This is a genomic window from Niallia sp. Kr1, from assembly GCF_050389805.1.
In the GTDB taxonomy this organism is placed as follows: Bacteria; Bacillota; Bacilli; order Bacillales; family Cytobacillaceae; genus Bacillus_BD.
Genome location: NZ_CP130945.1, coordinates 3,843,504 through 3,860,990, shown reverse-complemented (window position 1 = coordinate 3,860,990; position 17,487 = coordinate 3,843,504). Strand labels below are relative to the sequence as shown.

The following is a 17,487-nucleotide window of genomic DNA, read 5'->3' as shown; positions in this document are numbered from 1 at the left end:
GGGAGTGGTAATCATCATGGCTAAAAGGGATTACTATGAGGTACTTGGCGTAAGTAAAAGTGCATCAAAGGATGAAATTAAAAAATCATATCGAAAGCTATCAAAACAATACCATCCAGATATCAACAAAGAACCAGGAGCAGACGAGAAATTTAAAGAAATAAAAGAAGCGTACGAAGTTCTAAGTGATGAGCAAAAACGGGCACACTATGACCAATTTGGTCACACCGATCCAAATCAAGGATTTGGTGGTTTTGATGGTGGCGGTGACTTCGGCGGTTTTGGCGGGTTTGAAGATATATTCAATACTTTCTTTGGTGGCGGCGGTCAAAGACGTCGAGATCCAAATGCACCAAGACAGGGTGCAGACCTGCAATATACAATGACGTTAAATTTTGAGGATGCGGTATTTGGGAAAGAAACAGAAATTGAGATTCCACGGGAAGAAAACTGTGAAACGTGTAATGGAACAGGCGCGAAAAAGGGAACAAAAGCAGAAACTTGCTCGCATTGTCATGGTAGTGGTCAGCTAAATATCGAGCAGAACACGCCATTTGGCAGAATTGTAAATAGACGTGTATGTAATTATTGTAATGGAACTGGACAAGAAATTAAGCATAAATGTGCAACTTGTGGTGGAACGGGTCGTGTGAAAAAACGTCGTAAAATCGCGATTAAAATCCCTGCTGGAATTGATGACGGTCAACAATTACGAGTGGCTGGTCAAGGGGAACCAGGAATAAACGGTGGTCCTGCTGGAGATTTATATGTTGTATTCCATATTCGTTCACATGAATTCTTTGAACGAGATGGAGATGATGTCTACTGTGAAATGCCGCTAACTTTTGTTCAAGTAGCACTTGGAGATGAAATTGAAGTTCCAACGTTACATGGAAAAGTTAAATTAAAAATTCCTGCAGGAACTCAAACGGGGACTAGATTCCGCCTTAGAGGAAAAGGAATTCCAAACGTAAGAGGTCGTGGAACAGGTGACCAGCATATTATTGTGAAAGTCATTACGCCGACGAAATTGACGGAAAAACAAAAACAATTACTTCAAGAATTTGCAGAGGTCAGTGGCCCAATGCCAAAGGAAGAAGAAGGTTTTTTTGAGAAAATGAAAAGAGCTTTCAAAGGTGATTAGTGGTCATATTTAGGATCTTTACAGGCAGTTGATTTCCTACCCAATTGCCTTCTAATACTATAGAATTTTGAGGTAGGAATCATAATGCCCGTTGAGCCGGGATAATTAATAATAGGAGTTGGTAGGGTTGAAATGGTCTGAAATTAGTATCCATACAACAAACGAAGCGGTTGAACCGATCTCGAATATTTTACATGAAGCTGGAGCAAGTGGAGTTGTCATTGAGGATCCATTTGAACTAGTAAAGGAGAGGGAGGATCAATTCGGTGAAATCTACCAACTCAATCCAAATGACTATCCGGAAGAAGGAGTAATTGTAAAAGCCTATTTACCGGTTAATAGTTTTTTGGGTGAAACTGTTGATGAAATAAAAGAAGCGATTAATAATTTAATGCTCTTTAATATCGATATTGGTAAAAACCATGTTTCCTTATCGGAAGTCAATGAAGAAGAATGGGCAACTGCTTGGAAAAAATATTATCATCCTGTGAAAATTTCTGAACGCTTTACAGTTGTTCCAACCTGGGAAGAATATACCCCTGTTAGCAGCGACGAATTAATCATCGAATTAGACCCAGGAATGGCTTTCGGTACGGGGACACATCCCACAACCGTTATGAGCATTCAAGCATTGGAAAGAATCGTTAAAAAGGACGATACGGTCATAGACGTTGGGACCGGGTCAGGTGTATTGAGTATTGCAGCTGCTATGCTTGGGGCTAAGAAAGTGACAGCATTAGATTTAGATGAAGTGGCTGTCCAATCTGCAAGAATCAATATTAAGCTGAATAAAGTCCATCCAGTTGTTGATATTTTCCAAAATAATTTACTAGAGGGTATTCATGAAACCGCGGATGTGATTGTAGCGAATATTTTAGCAGAGGTGATTGTTCGTTTCACCCATGATGCTTACCGATGTTTAAAGCAAGGCGGTTATTTTATTACAGCAGGGATCATTCAGCAGAAGAAGGACGAGGTTAGAGATTCGTTGGAAGCTGCTGGATTCGATATAGAAGAAACATTGCAAATGGAAGATTGGGTTTCCTTTATCGCAAGAAAAAAATAATGAAATTTTCAAGGGTTATGTGTTAGAACACAGCCCTTTTTAATAGGTTAAGAAGTTTTTTGAAATAGATTGTGTCTAGTTCGGACCTTTCTTTTTGAGTTAACTTAACAGGAACCAATTTTTTTATTCCGAAGGCGCTTGCGCTTTTCATATGGGAGGTACATCCATGCAACGGTATTTTGTCCCGTTTTTAGCCTCTAAAGATCAATTTGAAATAACCGAGGAAGACTTTAAGCATATAGTGAAGGTTATGCGAATGAAGGAAGATGACGAAATCATTTGTGTAACAGAAGATCATAAAACGGCTCTTTGCAAAATAACAAACATTTCCACTGAGCAAGTGACGGTCCAAGTAGTACAATGGATGAAGGAATCTGTCGAACTTCCAATCGACGTAACCATTGTGAGCGGCTTGCCTAAAGGGGATAAACTGGACCTGATTATCCAAAAAGGGACAGAACTAGGGGCATATAAGTTTATCCCTTTTATTGCAGCTCGTTCTATCGTAAAATGGGATGAGAAAAAAGCAGATAAAAAAATAAGCAGATGGCAAAAAATTGCGAAGGAAGCCGCAGAACAATCCCATCGCAGTTTGATACCAAGAGTGGAAAATCCTGCTTCTATCCAATCTTTAATTGACATTAGTGAATCCTATGATGTTAAACTGATTGCTTATGAAGAAGATTCAAGGCTGGGTGAAATAAAGAACTTAGTCAAAAGCTTACAATCCTTAAATGAGGGAGGATCCCTTTTAGTTGTCTTTGGACCTGAAGGTGGATTAACCACTGGAGAGGTGGAAAAATTCCTTGATAATGGGTTTGTTAGCTGCGGTCTAGGACCAAGAATATTAAGGACAGAAACCGCACCATTGTATTTATTATCTGCAGTATCCTATCAATTAGAATTATTGAGGTGAAATTAAATGCAAAAAGTTGCATTCCATACATTAGGTTGTAAAGTCAACCATTACGAAACAGAAGGCATTTGGCAATTATTTAAGCAGGAAGGTTATGAACGTGTTGATTTTGACGCGACATCAGATGTCTACGTCATCAATACATGTACGGTAACGAATACAGGGGATAAAAAGAGTCGTCAAATCATTCGAAGAGCGATTCGAAAAAATCCAGATGCAGTGGTTTGTGTAACAGGATGTTATGCCCAAACATCACCAGCAGAGATTCTGGAAATTCCCGGGGTTGATATTATTGTTGGTACACAGGATCGAAAAAAAATGCTAGAGTATATTGATCAATTTAGAGAAGAACGTCAACCGATTAATGCGGTCGGAAATATTATGAAGAACCGTGTTTATGAAGAAATGGACGTGCCAGCTTTTACAGATCGTACTAGAGCATCCTTAAAAATTCAAGAAGGCTGTAACAATTTCTGTACATTCTGTATTATCCCTTGGGCTAGAGGACTCATGCGTTCTCGAGATCCGCAGGAAGTCATCCAACAAGCGCAACAACTTGTTGATGCAGGCTATAAAGAAATTGTATTAACAGGTATTCATACAGGTGGATATGGTGCTGATTTCAAAGATTATAAACTTGCTAATCTCCTTAGCGACATAGAGGCGAATGTAAAGGGATTAAAACGTCTTCGTATTTCCTCAATTGAAGCTAGTCAAATTACTGATGAAGTAATCGAGGTCATTAAAAAGTCTAAAGTGATTGTAAGACATTTGCATATTCCACTTCAATCAGGCTCTGATACTGTCTTAACGAGAATGAGAAGGAAATATACTATGGAATCCTTTGCTGAAAGATTGATGAGGTTGCGCGAAATTATGCCTGATTTAGCGGTAACATCAGATGTCATTGTCGGCTTCCCTGGTGAAACAGAAGTAGAGTTTATGGAAACCTATAATTTTATAAAGGAACATCAATTCTCTGAACTTCATGTATTCCCATATTCAAAACGTACAGGAACTCCTGCAGCAAGAATGGAAGATCAAATTGACGAAGAAGTAAAAAATGAGCGGGTTCACCGTTTAATTGCACTATCAGATCAGCTTGCAAAAGAATATGCTTCTAAGTTTGAAGGTCAAGTCATGGAGGTCATTCCTGAAGAAAGACATGTAGAAGGTCATGCGGAAAACTTATATGTTGGCTATACAGATAATTATTTAAAAGTGGTTTTCCCAGCAACGGAAGATATGGTTGGTCAATTAGTTAAAGTCAAAATTGAAAAGGCTGGCTATCCATACAACGAAGGAAAATTCGTACGAGTACTAGAAGAAGAAAAACTTGCGGATGAAGCTGTTTAAAAAATGGAGGATTAGGAACTGACTTTGTGTTCCTAATCTTTTTTTAATAGAAATGATAGAATATAGGTATATACATATTATTTTGAAAAGGGGCAAATAGATGTCACAAGAAATTGCGAAATTAATGATCATACATTATTAAAAGCTGAGGCGACAAAAGCTCAAATCCAAACACTTTGTGAAGAAGCAAAAGAATATGAATTTGCTTCTGTTTGTATTCATCCAACATGGGTCCTTTTTGCTAGTCAATTGTTGAAAGAAACGACTGTTAAAGTATGTACAGTTATTGGGTTTCCATTAGGTGCGACAACTACTGAGGTGAAAGCATTTGAAACAAAAAATGCCATTGAAAATGGAGCAACAGAAGTAGATATGGTCATCAATATTGGTGCATTAAAGGACAAAGAGTTAAAGCTAGTAGAAAATGACATCGCGGCAGTTGTTCATGCAGCAGGAGAAAAAGCGATTGTAAAAGTAATTATTGAAACATGCTTACTTTCAGATGAGGAAAAAGTTTTGGCCTGTGAAATTGCGGTAAAGGCTGGGGCACATTTTGTAAAAACGTCAACCGGTTTTTCTACTGGTGGTGCCACCACACATGATATTCAATTAATGCGTAAAACAGTAGGTCCCGAAATGTAAAAGCTTCAGGTGGAGTACGAACAGCCGAGGATGCGGCAAAGATGGTACAAGCAGGTGCTTCAAGAATTGGAGCTAGTGCAGGTATTAAAATCGTTCAAGACAGTCTAAACTAGAATAGACTCATATTAACTTAATGTTAAAAACAGCATCTGCCCAATGAAATAGAGTTGACCTTGTTTCTTTGTTATATTATAATTTACAAAGTACATGGGTTTTCTCATGTCTATGGTTAGTGTGTTGTGCTCGGAGGGAGGGAAAGAGAGAATGTCTAATAAAACTGTTGTTCGTAAAAACGAATCGCTTGAAGATGCTCTTCGACGTTTCAAACGTACTGTTTCTAAAGCTGGTACCATTCAAGAGGCTAGAAAGCGCGAATTTTATGAAAAGCCTAGCGTAAAACGTAAGAAAAAGTCTGAGGCTGCAAGAAAACGCAAGTTCTAAGAGAGGGTGTAATTTGTGAGTCTTCTCGAACGTCTAAATTCAGATATGAAGCAAGCGATGAAAAACAAAGAAAAAGATAAGCTTGGTGTCATCCGAATGATCAAAGCTGCTATCCAGAATGAATCCATTAAGGTTAGCCATGACTTATCACAAGAAGAAGAATTAACCGTCCTTTCACGTGAAGTAAAACAACGTAAGGATTCCCTCCATGAATTTGAAAAAGCAGGTCGTGAAGATCTAGTTGAAAAAATTCGTACGGAATTAAAGTACGTAGAGTTATATATGCCTCAGCAGCTATCAGAAGAAGAAGTTTCAGAAATAGTGAAACAGGCTATTGCTGAAACAGGAGCTTCATCCAAAGCTGAAATGGGTAAAGTGATGTCTGTCGTTATGCCTAAAGTAAAAGGGAAAGCAGACGGTTCACTCGTTAATAAACTTGTACAACAACACCTTTCATAATTATATTGATGATAATTTTATTTAAAAGGTCGCATTTTTATGCGACCTTTTTAAATGACACCCCACTTTTTTAGCAAATGTTGAAACTTATTCCCTTTTTAATCGTAATCTGTATTACAATTATGTTAGAAAGGAGGTTTCCCCATGTATCAGGCAATGACCGCAAATTTAAGGAGTTTGACTTTCGCATTCATTCTCTTTTTTATTCCCTTTCATGTTAGCGCTACAGTAGTTGGTGCTGATGACGAAATCCAACAAACCTTCTTTTCTTCTTTTATTGATTTCTTAATCCATCCAATCGTGATCCCGATACTTTTAACCATTGGGTTTTTAGGACTTGTCGTGGAATTGTTTACGCCAAGATTTGGATTGGCAGGAATCGTTGGTATTATTGCATTTCTTTTATACTTTTATGGACATATGGTGGCTGGATTAGCTGGAATAGGGACGTTTCTGTTATTTGTTGGAGGAATTGTCCTGCTTCTTTTGGAGTTAATCTTACCAGGGGGAATTTTAGGGGTTTTTGGTTTTGGTGCGATATTGGCGAGTTTTTTTATGTCTGCAGCAAATTTTGTTCATATTGGAATTTCATTAATAATTGCATTTACGATTTCAATTTTAGCCTGTATGGTTATGATAAAGGTGTTTGATAAGAAAATGAACTTTTTTAAAAAATTTATTTTAACAGATTCAACGAATACTGAAAGTGGATATGTATCCAATCAAAACAGAACAGAATTAATTGGGATGAAAGGGGAGGCCTTTACCGATTTACGTCCATCTGGGACCGTCATCATTGGAGATGAGCGCATTGATGTTGTGACAGAAGGAAGCTTTATCACAAAGGGTACTTCCGTTAAATTTATTAAGGTTGAAGGATCAAGAATTGTTGTAAGAGAATGGAAATATACGGATCACGAATAACTTAATCCAGCAGAAGTCCTCCGCTTATAAGTGGGGGATGAATGCAAAAAGGTTTACTGGTTTAAAGGGTTCAAACTCTTGCTGTATGAAGTTAAGCTCCGGCGAGCCTTGCGATTTTTTACGGTATTTTATCGAACAAGCTCAGGTATTATATCCGGGCGCAATTCGACGGGCAAATTTGATAAGGAGGTAAAGGAATGATTTTAACTGGTGGTACGATTTTTATGTTAATTGCTGTTGTTGTAGCAATCGTTTTGTTAGGTATTTTATTTACATTTGTTCCAGTAATGCTTTGGATTTCGGCTCTTGCCGCAGGTGTAAAGGTAAGTATTTTTACTTTAATTGGGATGAGGTTAAGACGAGTTATCCCAAGTCGAGTAATTAATCCATTAATTAAAGCCCATAAAGCGGGACTTAACGTAACGACGAACCAATTAGAAAGCCATTATTTAGCCGGTGGTAATGTGGATCGTGTAGTGAATGCGTTAATTGCGGCTCACCGTGCAAATATTGAACTTATATTTGAACGTTGTGCAGCGATTGATTTAGCGGGTCGTGATGTATTGGAAGCTGTGCAAATGAGTGTTAATCCTAAAGTTATTGAAACGCCATTTATTGCCGGTATGGCGATGAATGGAATTGAGGTAAAAGCAAAAGCAAGAATTACCGTTCGTGCGAATATCGATCGACTTGTTGGTGGATCAGGTGAGGAAACGATCATTGCCCGGGTTGGAGAAGGGGTTATTTCAACAATCGGTTCTTCTGAACATCATACAAAAGTGCTAGAAAATCCGGATATGATTTCACAAACCGTTCTAGCAAAAGGATTAGATTCTGGTACAGCCTTTGAAATCCTCTCCATCGACATTGCTGATGTTGATATCGGTAAAAATATTGGTGCCCACTTACAAATGGAACAGGCAGAAGCTGATAAGAATATTGCCCAAGCAAAAGCAGAAGAACGCCGAGCAATGGCGGTTGCGAAAGAACAAGAGATGAAAGCTAGAGTAGAAGAAATGAAGGCGAAAGTGGTTGAAGCTGAAGCCGAGGTACCACTTGCGATGGCAGAAGCTTTGCGTGAAGGAAATCTTGGGGTTATGGATTATATGAATATGCAAAATATCGAGGCTGATACAGATATGAGAGATTCTATCGGTAGACTATCTGGAGCAAAGGTTGATCATAAAGACAACAAAAAGAACTAGGGAATTTGTAGTGTAAGAAGATTAAGTTTTTTAAGAAGATAAATGTCTAGTGCAAGCAGCCTTCCCCTTCGAGGTCACAAGCGTGTCTAGTGTTGGCTTCCTGGGCAGTCGCCTATACAAAGATTAAAGTACAATCTTCATGTTGGCTCGTCTTGTCCTTGGTCGTACTGGCATAAGTGCAACTACTTCTCTGAACTCGCCTAAAGGCTTGTTAGTCGGTGAGTTTCTTTATCGGGGTGAGCAAGGTGCTTGCGCATTTCTAATAGGAAATGGAGGTTTCTTTATGGAAATTCTCTTTGAAAATCCGATTGCACTCATTATATTAATCGGGGTCATTTCATCCTTATTTCGTAAAAAGAATAAAGATGAAAAACCAAAGCCTCAACAGACAAGACCTACGCAAAAAAGCAATCGTACCTTTGATGAATTAAAAGAAGTATTTCAAGAAGTTAGTCGTTCGTTTCAGGAAGAAACGAAGCCAATTAGGAAATTTAGAGAAGAACATAGTGAACAAATAAACGAGGCAAAGGAAAAGCTAGAATCGGCATACCTGGATAAGGATGCAGAGCGCGCAATACCACAACATGAAGAAACCAATCGAGTATTGCTGGCATCCAAACCTCAACAACAACTTCAGTTTAAAGTTGACGAATCCAAAATTGTGGATGCGGTGATATGGTCAGAAATATTAGGACCACCTCGAGCAAAGAATCCGAGGCATAGTAATAGAATTTACAAGAAATATTAAACAAAATAATGGTGCTAGAACCCCCTTTTATTTCATACATATGAGATGAAAGGGGGTTCTTTTTTTATGGCAAAAAAGTGGGGGAAATATTTCCGCAACTTAATAACAAAAAACATGGAACTTCCTCAGGATGTCATGATGGACTTACCCCGGATTACGATGATTGGTCATTTACATATTTATATCGAGAACCACCGTGGTCTACTTGCATTCTCTGACAAAGAACTAAGACTGCTTCTAAAACAAGGACAATTATTGATAAAGGGAAAGGCCTTTGTCATTAAAGCCATCTTGCCTGAAGAAATTATTTTAGAAGGAAAAATTGATCAAGTGATATACCTTCATGAGTAAACAAGGAATACATAGCCGTCAAACAATAGAGCGTTTAGCGGCTATCATATCTATTGGCTGGACAAGTTTTAAAACGGAGGTGAATGTCTCCTTTACGATGATGAGGAGGGCAGATTAAATGAAAAATCGTTGGATCACTTTTTTTACTGGAATCATTTCTGTCAGGATTACAGGAAAAGGACTTGAGCGATATATCAATACATTGATAAAAAATGGATTATTGATTTGGAGTGTGAGAAGGAACGGGATTCAATCTCTCACATTTAAAATGAAACTGAATGATCTATCAAAGCTAAGGGAACTCAGTAGAGGAAGCGGAATTAAAATCGAATTTATTAAAAAAGAAGGGCTTCCGTTTTTATTTAAACGATTATTGATGAATAGTGGCTTTTTAGTAGGGGCAATTTCTTTTCTTGTCATTATTACCATTCTTTCTAATATGATTTGGGGAATTCAAATAAAGGGTGCAGAGCCGGCAACTGAGTATAAAATCAATAAAGAATTGGATAAAATGGGAGTTAAAGTAGGAAAACTGCAATTTTTTGTTGATAATGTAGAATCGATCCAACGTCAACTTACCAATAATATTGAGGAGATTACATGGGTGGGGGTTGAATTACAAGGGACAACCTATCATCTTCAAGTAGTGGAAAAGAACGAGCCAGAAAAGCCAAATTATTTGAGTCCACAGCATTTAGTTGCTAAGAAAAAAGCGGTTATCGTCGACATGTTTGTAGAAGAAGGTCAAGCTGTTGTAGATATCTATGATCGAGTAGAACCAGGACAATTACTTGTATCTGGAGTAATCGGAAAAGAAGGACAAAATGTACAAGTACCAGCAAAAGGGGAAATTTGGGGCGAAACATGGTATAAAACCAGTGTAGAAATCCCGATTAAAACGACATTTCAAGTTTATAACGGCAATGAGAAAAGAAAGCATTCACTAAAACTAGGGAATGTTAAAATTCCATTATGGGGCTTTGGGAAAATCGAGTATAAAGAATTTGAAACCGAAACAAATGAAAAACAGATTAAATTCTTAAACTGGACGCTTCCAATTTCCTTGGTAAGTGACACTCATCGTGAAAAGGAGTCAGAAACTCGAATATATTCAAATGAGGAAGCCATTGATGTAGCTAAAAAAATGGCTCGTTTAGATATAAAAAACAACTTACCTGAAGATGCTAAGATTATTGGTGAAAATATTTTGCACCAGGCAGTAGACAATGATAAAGTAACAGTATCCATACATTTTCAAATTGTTGAAAATATAGCCGGTGGTCAACCAATAATTCAAGGAGAGTCGGAATGACAGAAAAGTTAATAACAATGAATGTTCAACTAAATAATTCTAATGAGGCAATCGCCTTAATTGGCAATGCGGATTCAAATTTAAAAGCAATAGAACAGGAACTAGGGGTTTCAATTATTACAAGAGGTGAAACGGTCTATGTTTCTGGAGATTCTGATCAGGTTGAATTAGTTGCCAATATTCTTGATGCGTTGTTATACGTCATCAGAAAAGGAATTAACATTAGCCAAAGAGATGTGATTTATGCGATCCAAATGGCTAAAAAAGGTACACTTGATTATTTTAAAGATTTATTTGAAGAAGAAATTGCAAAAAATGCAAAAGGGAAATCCATTCGTGTAAAAACAATTGGTCAACGTCACTATATTTCTGCTATGAAAAAGAGCGATCTAGTTTTTGGAATCGGTCCCGCTGGAACAGGAAAAACGTATTTGGCGGTTGTCATGGCAGTGAATGCATTAAAAAGCGGTCAAGTGAAAAGAATTATTCTGACGAGACCGGCTGTAGAGGCGGGAGAAAGTTTAGGGTTTTTACCTGGCGATTTAAAAGAAAAGGTAGATCCATATTTAAGACCGTTATATGATGCTTTACATGATGTATTAGGAACGGAACAAACTGGGCGCCTAATTGAACGAGGAGTTATTGAAATTGCTCCACTTGCCTATATGCGTGGAAGAACACTTGATGAGGCCTATGTCATTTTGGATGAGGCACAAAATACAACAATGGCACAAATGAAAATGTTTTTAACACGTCTAGGTTTTGGATCAAAGATGGTGATAACAGGTGATAAAACACAAATCGACCTTCCAAAAGGGGTTACATCCGGCTTAAAGATTGCCGAGGAAGTTCTTACAGATGTAAAGGGAATTCATTTTATTTACCTAGAACAAAGTGATGTTGTCCGTCATCCATTGGTGGCAAGAATTATTTCAGCTTATGAGGCAAAAGAATAGGGAGCCTTTTTATCATTTCACACAGAGGATCTTGCAAATGCCGTTCGACAGCGAACGGCATTTTTCACGAGTTAATAGGCTTATTATAGGAAAAAATTGGATAAACTGAATTAGACACTGTTTACATGTCTTTTTTAGAAAATAGTGAAAGTCACGGAAAAAACTGTTATTATTTTTACATAGCTACAAAAGAGGCGCACACGGTGTTGTTTGAATAAAGAAAGGATTGAAGTTCAGATGCATTTGCATTTAGCGAAGTTGAAAAATCTTCTCGATATAACGGTATTTCGTGTCCTCTTATTTTTGCTTTTAGGTTTAATTCTATATTTATCTATGTTCAATAATGTCAAGCCTGAAAAGTTAAATGCGGATCTTTTTTCGGTAGCACAACAAACGATTCGCTCTCCGATTACCATCGAAGATAAGGAAAGTACGGAAGCGAAGAAAAAAGAGGCTGAGAATGGAGTTAAGGACGTCTATGTCGTTAATAAAGCATTAACGCAAAACCGTATTGATTTAATTACCTCGATTTTTGACGCTACTATTGACGTCAATGAAAAAATGGATGGTAATCATTCCCCAATCATCGCAGGAAGTGATTCGACAACCGTAGAAACGGATAAATTAAAAAATCTTAAAGAACAGTTAACAGAAGATGTAACAAAAGAACTCCCAGATTCTGTTTTTACGAGTTTACTTTCTTCGTCTGTTGACCAACTTGAGATCGCTAGAGATTTGTCTGTTACGGCTATTAATAGTGTCATGAGTAACCGTATTTCAGCGAATGAAGTAGAAAATGCAAAAAAGCAAGTTGAAGAGGCTATGAAATACTCAAGTTTAGCTTCTCCACTCAAGAATGCAGCGATTGAATTAGGGCGTTTTGCTGTGGTTCAAAATGAATTCTATGATCCCGTGGCAACAAAAGAAATGCGTAGACAAGCTATTGAAAGTGTTGAACCAATCATGATCCTTCAAGGTCAAATTATTGTTCAGGAAAACCAGTTAATTAGTAGGGATATTTATCGACAATTAGGATTGGTTGGACTTCTTGATAATGAACGTACTTTCCAACCATTTATTGGTCTATCATTGCTAATATTGATTATACTAGCTGCGTTGTATTATTACTTTTATAATTTGGATAAGAAACCGGAAACAAAACATAATTATTTTATAATGTTTAGTATCATCTTTACACTTTCCATCATCCTTATGAAGATTGTAAGTATGTTTTATGTCTTTGATTATGCCAATATCGCGTTCATTTTTCCAGCTGCATTGGCACCCATGTTAATCAAAGTATTAATTGATGAAAAGCTAGCAATCTTTACAGCCCTTATTACAACGATTTGTGGAAGCATTATGTTTAATGAAGGGGTTACAGGAACCTTTCACATGACAATTGGGGTTTATATCTTATGTAGCGGGATAGCGGGAATTATGTTCTTGCGAAACTATAATAACCGGTCTAACATATTAATGACCGGCTTATATGTTGCTTTCATTAATGTACTTGTCATTTTAGCGATTGTGCTTCTAAGAAATGGGCAGTACAATTTACAGGATTATGGGGGGATAGGTGTGATAGCCCTGATTTCGGGTCTATTATCATCAGTCCTAACCATCGGATTAGTACCATTTTTTGAGGCAGGATTTGGTATTTTATCAACGATGAAATTAATTGAGTTATCGAATCCGAACCATCCTTTATTGAAAAAGTTACTGATTGAAGCACCTGGAACCTATCATCATAGTGTCATGGTAGCGAATTTAGCAGAAGGTGCATGTGAAGCAATTGGTGCTAATGGCTTACTTGCAAGAGTTGGTTGCTATTATCACGATCTTGGTAAAACGAAAAGACCAAACTTTTTCATTGAAAATCAAATGAGTAAAGATAATCCTCATGATGAACTACCACCTGAAACAAGCAAGGAGATTATTCTTGCCCATACAATAGATGGAGTAGATCTGTTAAAGGAATATAAAATGCCTAAGGAAATCATTGATATTGCCGAACAGCATCATGGGACGACTTTATTAAAGTTCTTTTATTTTAAAGCAAAGCAGGATGATTCAGATACGACTGAGGAGGAATATCGATATCCTGGACCAAAAGCACAAACAAAAGAGGCAGCAGTTGTTGGAATTGCGGATAGTGTAGAGGCAGCTGTCAGATCCATGTCGCAACCAACACATGAACAGATTGAAAATCTAGTGCGAAAAATCATCTCCGATCGACTTCAAGATGAACAATTTAATGAATGTGATATTACATTAAAGGAACTAGAAAAAGTGGCAGAAACATTATGTGAAACACTCAAGGGAATTTTCCATTCAAGGATTAAATACCCGGAATTGTCTAAACAGGAGGTTAAACATGCGTGAATATCATCATCGATTTTAATGACGAAACAAATGAACTTTCAGAAGAAGAAATAAATACAATCGAAAAGATTCTTCAACTTGCGGCTAAAATGGAAAAAGTAGAAGATGACAGTGAGTTGTCGGTTACTTTTGTTACAAATGAGCGTATCCAAGAAATTAATAAAGAATATCGTCATAAGGATATGCCAACAGATGTTATTTCGTTTGCGATGGAAGAATTAGGAGAGGGTGAAATTCCATTAACAGGGATGGATATGCCAAGAGTTTTGGGTGACATTATTATCTCGATTGCAAAAGCTAGAGCTCAAGCGGAAGAATATGGACATACTTTTATTCGAGAACTTGGCTTTTTAGCTGTACATGGATTTCTACATTTGCTTGGGTATGATCATGAAATTGAGGAAGATGAAAAGATTATGTTTTCAAGGCAAAAGGATATTCTAGATGAGTTCGGACTTACGCGATAAAAAATCCAAAGGGGTACTGTATTCGTTTAAGTATGCGTTGGAAGGAATCCTTCATGGTGTCATATCTGAACGGAATTTGAAAATTCATACTGTAATTGCCGTGATCGTGATCCTTTTTGGATTCCTATTTAAAATTAGTTCTACAGAATGGATGTTTATTGTTATTGCAATAGGTGGGGTGTATTCATTAGAACTAATGAATACAGCGATCGAACGAATTGTTGATCATGTCTCACCACAATATCATCCATTAGCAAAACAAGCAAAGGATGTTGCTGCAGGCGCTGTTTTGATTTATGCGTGTATGTCTGTTATCATTGGTTGTATAATATTCATACCGAAAATATTATAGTTGATGGGTACGATGAATAAAATCGTACCCATTTTTATGCTCTAACGATATGGTCAAATACCAAATGTTAAAAATTTTAAAATTCGGAAAATTCTATATAATTTCAAAAAAAACACGCTTAGACTAATGAAATTTTAATTTAATTAGGGTAAAATAAGAGGAAGCAAGAGGGTCTTTTAGAAAGGTTGGTCAAACTTGAATATCGAAGAAATGATTGAAGAAGCGATAAAGGCTAGGGAAAAGGCATATGTTCCATACTCAAAATACCCTGTAGGTGCAGCGCTTTTAACAAATGCGGGAAAAGTCTATCATGGTTGTAATATTGAAAACGCTGCTTATAGTATGTGTAATTGTGCTGAACGAACGGCACTTTTTAAAGCTTATTCAGAAGGTGATAGAGAATTTTCAATGTTAGTGGTTGTAGCAGATTCGAATCGTCCTGTGCCGCCATGTGGTGCATGCAGGCAAGTAATCAGCGAACTATGCCCTAAAGATATGAAAATCATTCTTACAAACCTACAAGGCGAAAGAAATCAACTAACAGTAGAAGAATTACTACCAGGAGCATTTTCAGCGGAGGATTTAAATGAATAACGAACAAACACAAAAATCAACTTATAAATCAGGTTTTATCTCAATCATTGGAAGACCTAATGTTGGTAAATCCACATTTCTTAACAGGGTCATTGGACAGAAAATTGCTATTATGAGTGATAAACCACAGACGACAAGAAATAAAGTCCAAGGGGTTTTAACGACCAATGATACACAATTCATTTTCATTGACACCCCAGGAATCCATAAACCAAAAAATAAACTTGGCGACTTTATGATGAATGTCGCACAAAATACGCTAAAAGAAGTCGATTTAATATTATTCATGGTCAATGCCGAAGAAGGGTATGGACGTGGTGAGGAATTTATCATTGAAAAGTTCCAAAACATTAAAACACCAGTCTTTTTAATTATTAATAAAATAGACAAAGTACATCCAGATCAATTAATCACAATGATTGACTCATACCAACAGAAATTTGAATTCACTGAGATTATTCCAATTTCAGCCTTACAAGGAAATAATGTTGATCGACTCTTAGATCAGATAAAGGAATATCTTCCAGAAGGTCCACAATATTATCCAGCAGACCAAGTTACGGATCACCCTGAAAGATTCATTGTTACTGAATTAATACGTGAAAAGGTTCTCCATTTGACTAGGGAAGAAATCCCGCATTCGATCGCAGTTGTTATGGAACAAATGAAGCGTGAAGATGAAAATAAGGATCTGATTCATGTGATGGCTACCATTATTGTGGAGCGTGATTCACAAAAAGGAATCGTCATTGGTAAGCAAGGGAAAATGTTAAAGGAAATTGGAAAACGGGCACGAATCGATATAGAGAATCTTTTAGGATCTAAAGTGTATTTAGAGTTATGGGTAAAAGTTCAAAAAGACTGGCGAAATAAGGCAACTCAACTTCGTGATTACGGATTCCGTGAGGATGAATATTGATCTGACCCTATTTACATTATTAACGTAAAGTGACAAATATGCATAACTTCTTATTAGCAAAAATTACTCCTCATGATTTATTGAGTGACAGGCAACGATAAAGTTAAGGAAAAATTCAATAGCTAGTCCAACAAATGAGAGGTGGGTTTCAAATGTTAGATTTTACTTGGAAAGTTTTTTCGCAAACAGGTAATATTGACACATATCTTCTTTTCAAAGAATTAGAAAAGGAGAATTCAGGAACACCCGAGGGAAAGGACGATGAGCTAGACGAAGTAGATTTTCCTATTATGTAGTCTGTCTCTATTTTAGGGATGGTGTAGGAATGCTACAAAAATGCGAAGGGATTATCCTTCGAACAACAGATTATGGTGAAACAAATAAAATTGTTTCTTTATTTACTCGTGAATGGGGTAAATATGGTGTGATGGCAAGCGGCGCAAAAAAGCCAAAAAGCCGTTTGGCAGCCATCACCCAGCCCTTTACTTATGGAATCTTTTTAATACAAAAAGGCAGTGGTATGGGAAGTATTCAACAGGGAGAGATTATATCCTCTTTTCGATCGATAAAAGAGGATATTTTCTTAACGGCATACGCTGCTCTTTTACTGGAATTAACAGATAGGAGCATTGAGGAAAAGAAAAGTAACCCTTTTTTATTTCAATTATTGCTGCAATCCTTAACGTATTTAGATGAAGGGTATGACCCTGATATTATTAAGAATATCTATGAAATCAAAATGTTAAATGTACTTGGTCTACACCCAGAATTAAATCAATGTGCTTCATGTGGAGGTAGGGAAGGGACCTTTGTTTTTTCTATTAGAGAAGGAGGAATCCTTTGTCATCGTTGTGTACATATCGATCCCTACCACCTAAAAATATCCCGAGCAACAGTTAAGCTTCTACGAATCTTTTATTATATTGATCTAGATCGTTTGGGGAGCATTTCTGTTAAGGATGAAACAAAAGCAGAGTTAAAAAGAGTCATTGATAGCTATTATGAGGAATACTCAGGTTTATATTTAAAATCAAAGAAGTTTTTAGATCAATTAGGTTCGTTGATGTAAGACATTGACAAGAGAATTGGATTTCGTTATTATTCTTTTTAAGTAGATAAAATTTTGTGCTGTGAAGGAAAGGAGTACTTAACCTCCTCTATTTGAAGCGATTCCGGGATGGTGAGAGCCGGATATAGGGTGTTAAGGAAGGGCGTTCTGGAGCATATTTTGTGTCGTATTAGACACAAGA

Annotated in this window: 20 protein-coding genes, 1 pseudogene and 1 other annotated feature (1 of these 22 cut by a window edge); all 21 genes and pseudogenes read left to right on the top strand. The window is 37.0% G+C overall.

Going from position 1 to position 17,487, the window contains the following annotated elements; genetic code table 11:
* Window positions 1-16: 16 nt before the first annotated feature.
* The 21 genes and pseudogenes from dnaJ (at window position 17) to recO (ending at window position 17,306) form a co-directional block, all read left to right on the top strand.
* Entirely contained in the window at window positions 17-1,144 is a 1,128-nt protein-coding gene (gene dnaJ / locus Q5760_RS18990) for a molecular chaperone DnaJ (protein ID WP_428909178.1), read from the top strand.
* Between the two features lie 127 nt (window positions 1,145-1,271).
* Complete coding sequence (prmA, locus tag Q5760_RS18985; protein WP_428909177.1) at window positions 1,272-2,210, top strand: 50S ribosomal protein L11 methyltransferase; 939 nt, start codon at window positions 1,272-1,274, stop codon at window positions 2,208-2,210.
* A gap of 166 nt (window positions 2,211-2,376) precedes the next feature.
* The gene (locus tag Q5760_RS18980; RefSeq protein WP_428909176.1) at window positions 2,377-3,126 is read left to right on the top strand and encodes a 16S rRNA (uracil(1498)-N(3))-methyltransferase; all 750 of its coding nucleotides are present in this window, start codon (window positions 2,377-2,379) and stop codon (window positions 3,124-3,126) included.
* A 6-nt stretch (window positions 3,127-3,132) separates the two neighbouring features.
* Window positions 3,133-4,482, top strand: coding sequence for a tRNA (N(6)-L-threonylcarbamoyladenosine(37)-C(2))-methylthiotransferase MtaB (mtaB, locus tag Q5760_RS18975; RefSeq protein ID WP_428909175.1), 1,350 nt, complete (start codon window positions 3,133-3,135; stop codon window positions 4,480-4,482).
* A 120-nt stretch (window positions 4,483-4,602) separates the two neighbouring features.
* A pseudogene (deoC, locus tag Q5760_RS18970) lies at window positions 4,603-5,237 on the top strand (deoxyribose-phosphate aldolase).
* Window positions 5,238-5,388: 151 nt separating this feature from the next.
* On the top strand, window positions 5,389-5,565 hold the full coding sequence (gene rpsU, locus Q5760_RS18965) for a 30S ribosomal protein S21 (protein ID WP_338470298.1): 177 nt from the start codon (window positions 5,389-5,391) through the stop codon (window positions 5,563-5,565).
* Between the two features lie 15 nt (window positions 5,566-5,580).
* On the top strand, window positions 5,581-6,024 hold the full coding sequence (locus tag Q5760_RS18960) for a GatB/YqeY domain-containing protein (RefSeq protein ID WP_428909174.1): 444 nt from the start codon (window positions 5,581-5,583) through the stop codon (window positions 6,022-6,024).
* Between the two features lie 144 nt (window positions 6,025-6,168).
* A complete protein-coding gene (locus tag Q5760_RS18955) occupies window positions 6,169-6,948 on the top strand; it encodes an NfeD family protein (protein ID WP_428909173.1) in 780 nt (259 codons plus the stop codon).
* A 224-nt stretch (window positions 6,949-7,172) separates the two neighbouring features.
* A complete protein-coding gene (gene floA / locus Q5760_RS18950; RefSeq protein ID WP_428912632.1) occupies window positions 7,173-8,153 on the top strand; it encodes a flotillin-like protein FloA in 981 nt (326 codons plus the stop codon).
* 283 nt (window positions 8,154-8,436) lie between these two features.
* Window positions 8,437-8,901 carry a hypothetical protein gene (locus tag Q5760_RS18945; RefSeq protein WP_428909172.1) on the top strand — a complete coding sequence of 155 codons (465 nt, stop codon included), beginning with the start codon at window positions 8,437-8,439 and terminating at the stop codon, window positions 8,899-8,901.
* A gap of 66 nt (window positions 8,902-8,967) precedes the next feature.
* Window positions 8,968-9,252 (top strand): sporulation protein YqfC, encoded by a 285-nt coding sequence (yqfC, locus tag Q5760_RS18940; RefSeq protein WP_428909171.1) that lies wholly within the window; start codon window positions 8,968-8,970, stop codon window positions 9,250-9,252.
* Window positions 9,245-9,370: a hypothetical protein gene (locus Q5760_RS18935; protein WP_428909170.1), complete on the top strand. Its 126-nt coding sequence runs from the start codon at window positions 9,245-9,247 to the stop codon at window positions 9,368-9,370. Before yqfC ends, Q5760_RS18935 begins: the two co-directional genes overlap by 8 nt.
* Window positions 9,371-10,564: a sporulation protein YqfD gene (gene yqfD, locus Q5760_RS18930; protein ID WP_428909169.1), complete on the top strand. Its 1,194-nt coding sequence runs from the start codon at window positions 9,371-9,373 to the stop codon at window positions 10,562-10,564.
* A complete protein-coding gene (locus Q5760_RS18925; RefSeq protein ID WP_428909168.1) occupies window positions 10,561-11,520 on the top strand; it encodes a PhoH family protein in 960 nt (319 codons plus the stop codon). The genes yqfD and Q5760_RS18925 overlap by 4 nt, the downstream gene beginning before the upstream one ends.
* A 237-nt stretch (window positions 11,521-11,757) precedes the next feature.
* Window positions 11,758-13,905: an HD family phosphohydrolase gene (locus tag Q5760_RS18920; RefSeq protein ID WP_428912631.1), complete on the top strand. Its 2,148-nt coding sequence runs from the start codon at window positions 11,758-11,760 to the stop codon at window positions 13,903-13,905.
* Entirely contained in the window at window positions 13,902-14,372 is a 471-nt protein-coding gene (gene ybeY / locus Q5760_RS18915) for an rRNA maturation RNase YbeY (RefSeq protein WP_428909167.1), read from the top strand. The genes Q5760_RS18920 and ybeY overlap by 4 nt, the downstream gene beginning before the upstream one ends.
* Window positions 14,350-14,724: a diacylglycerol kinase family protein gene (locus tag Q5760_RS18910; RefSeq protein WP_428909166.1), complete on the top strand. Its 375-nt coding sequence runs from the start codon at window positions 14,350-14,352 to the stop codon at window positions 14,722-14,724. The genes ybeY and Q5760_RS18910 overlap by 23 nt, the downstream gene beginning before the upstream one ends.
* Before the next feature lie 210 nt (window positions 14,725-14,934).
* Window positions 14,935-15,318: a cytidine deaminase gene (locus Q5760_RS18905; RefSeq protein ID WP_428912630.1), complete on the top strand. Its 384-nt coding sequence runs from the start codon at window positions 14,935-14,937 to the stop codon at window positions 15,316-15,318.
* Entirely contained in the window at window positions 15,311-16,237 is a 927-nt protein-coding gene (gene era / locus Q5760_RS18900) for a GTPase Era (RefSeq protein ID WP_428909165.1), read from the top strand. The genes Q5760_RS18905 and era overlap by 8 nt, the downstream gene beginning before the upstream one ends.
* 152 nt (window positions 16,238-16,389) lie before the next feature.
* Window positions 16,390-16,533, top strand: coding sequence for a YqzL family protein (locus Q5760_RS18895; RefSeq protein ID WP_428909164.1), 144 nt, complete (start codon window positions 16,390-16,392; stop codon window positions 16,531-16,533).
* Between the two features lie 29 nt (window positions 16,534-16,562).
* Window positions 16,563-17,306: a DNA repair protein RecO gene (gene recO, locus Q5760_RS18890; protein ID WP_428909163.1), complete on the top strand. Its 744-nt coding sequence runs from the start codon at window positions 16,563-16,565 to the stop codon at window positions 17,304-17,306.
* A gap of 52 nt (window positions 17,307-17,358) precedes the next feature.
* Window positions 17,359-17,487: a binding site (T-box leader), on the top strand (it continues 68 nt past the right edge of the window).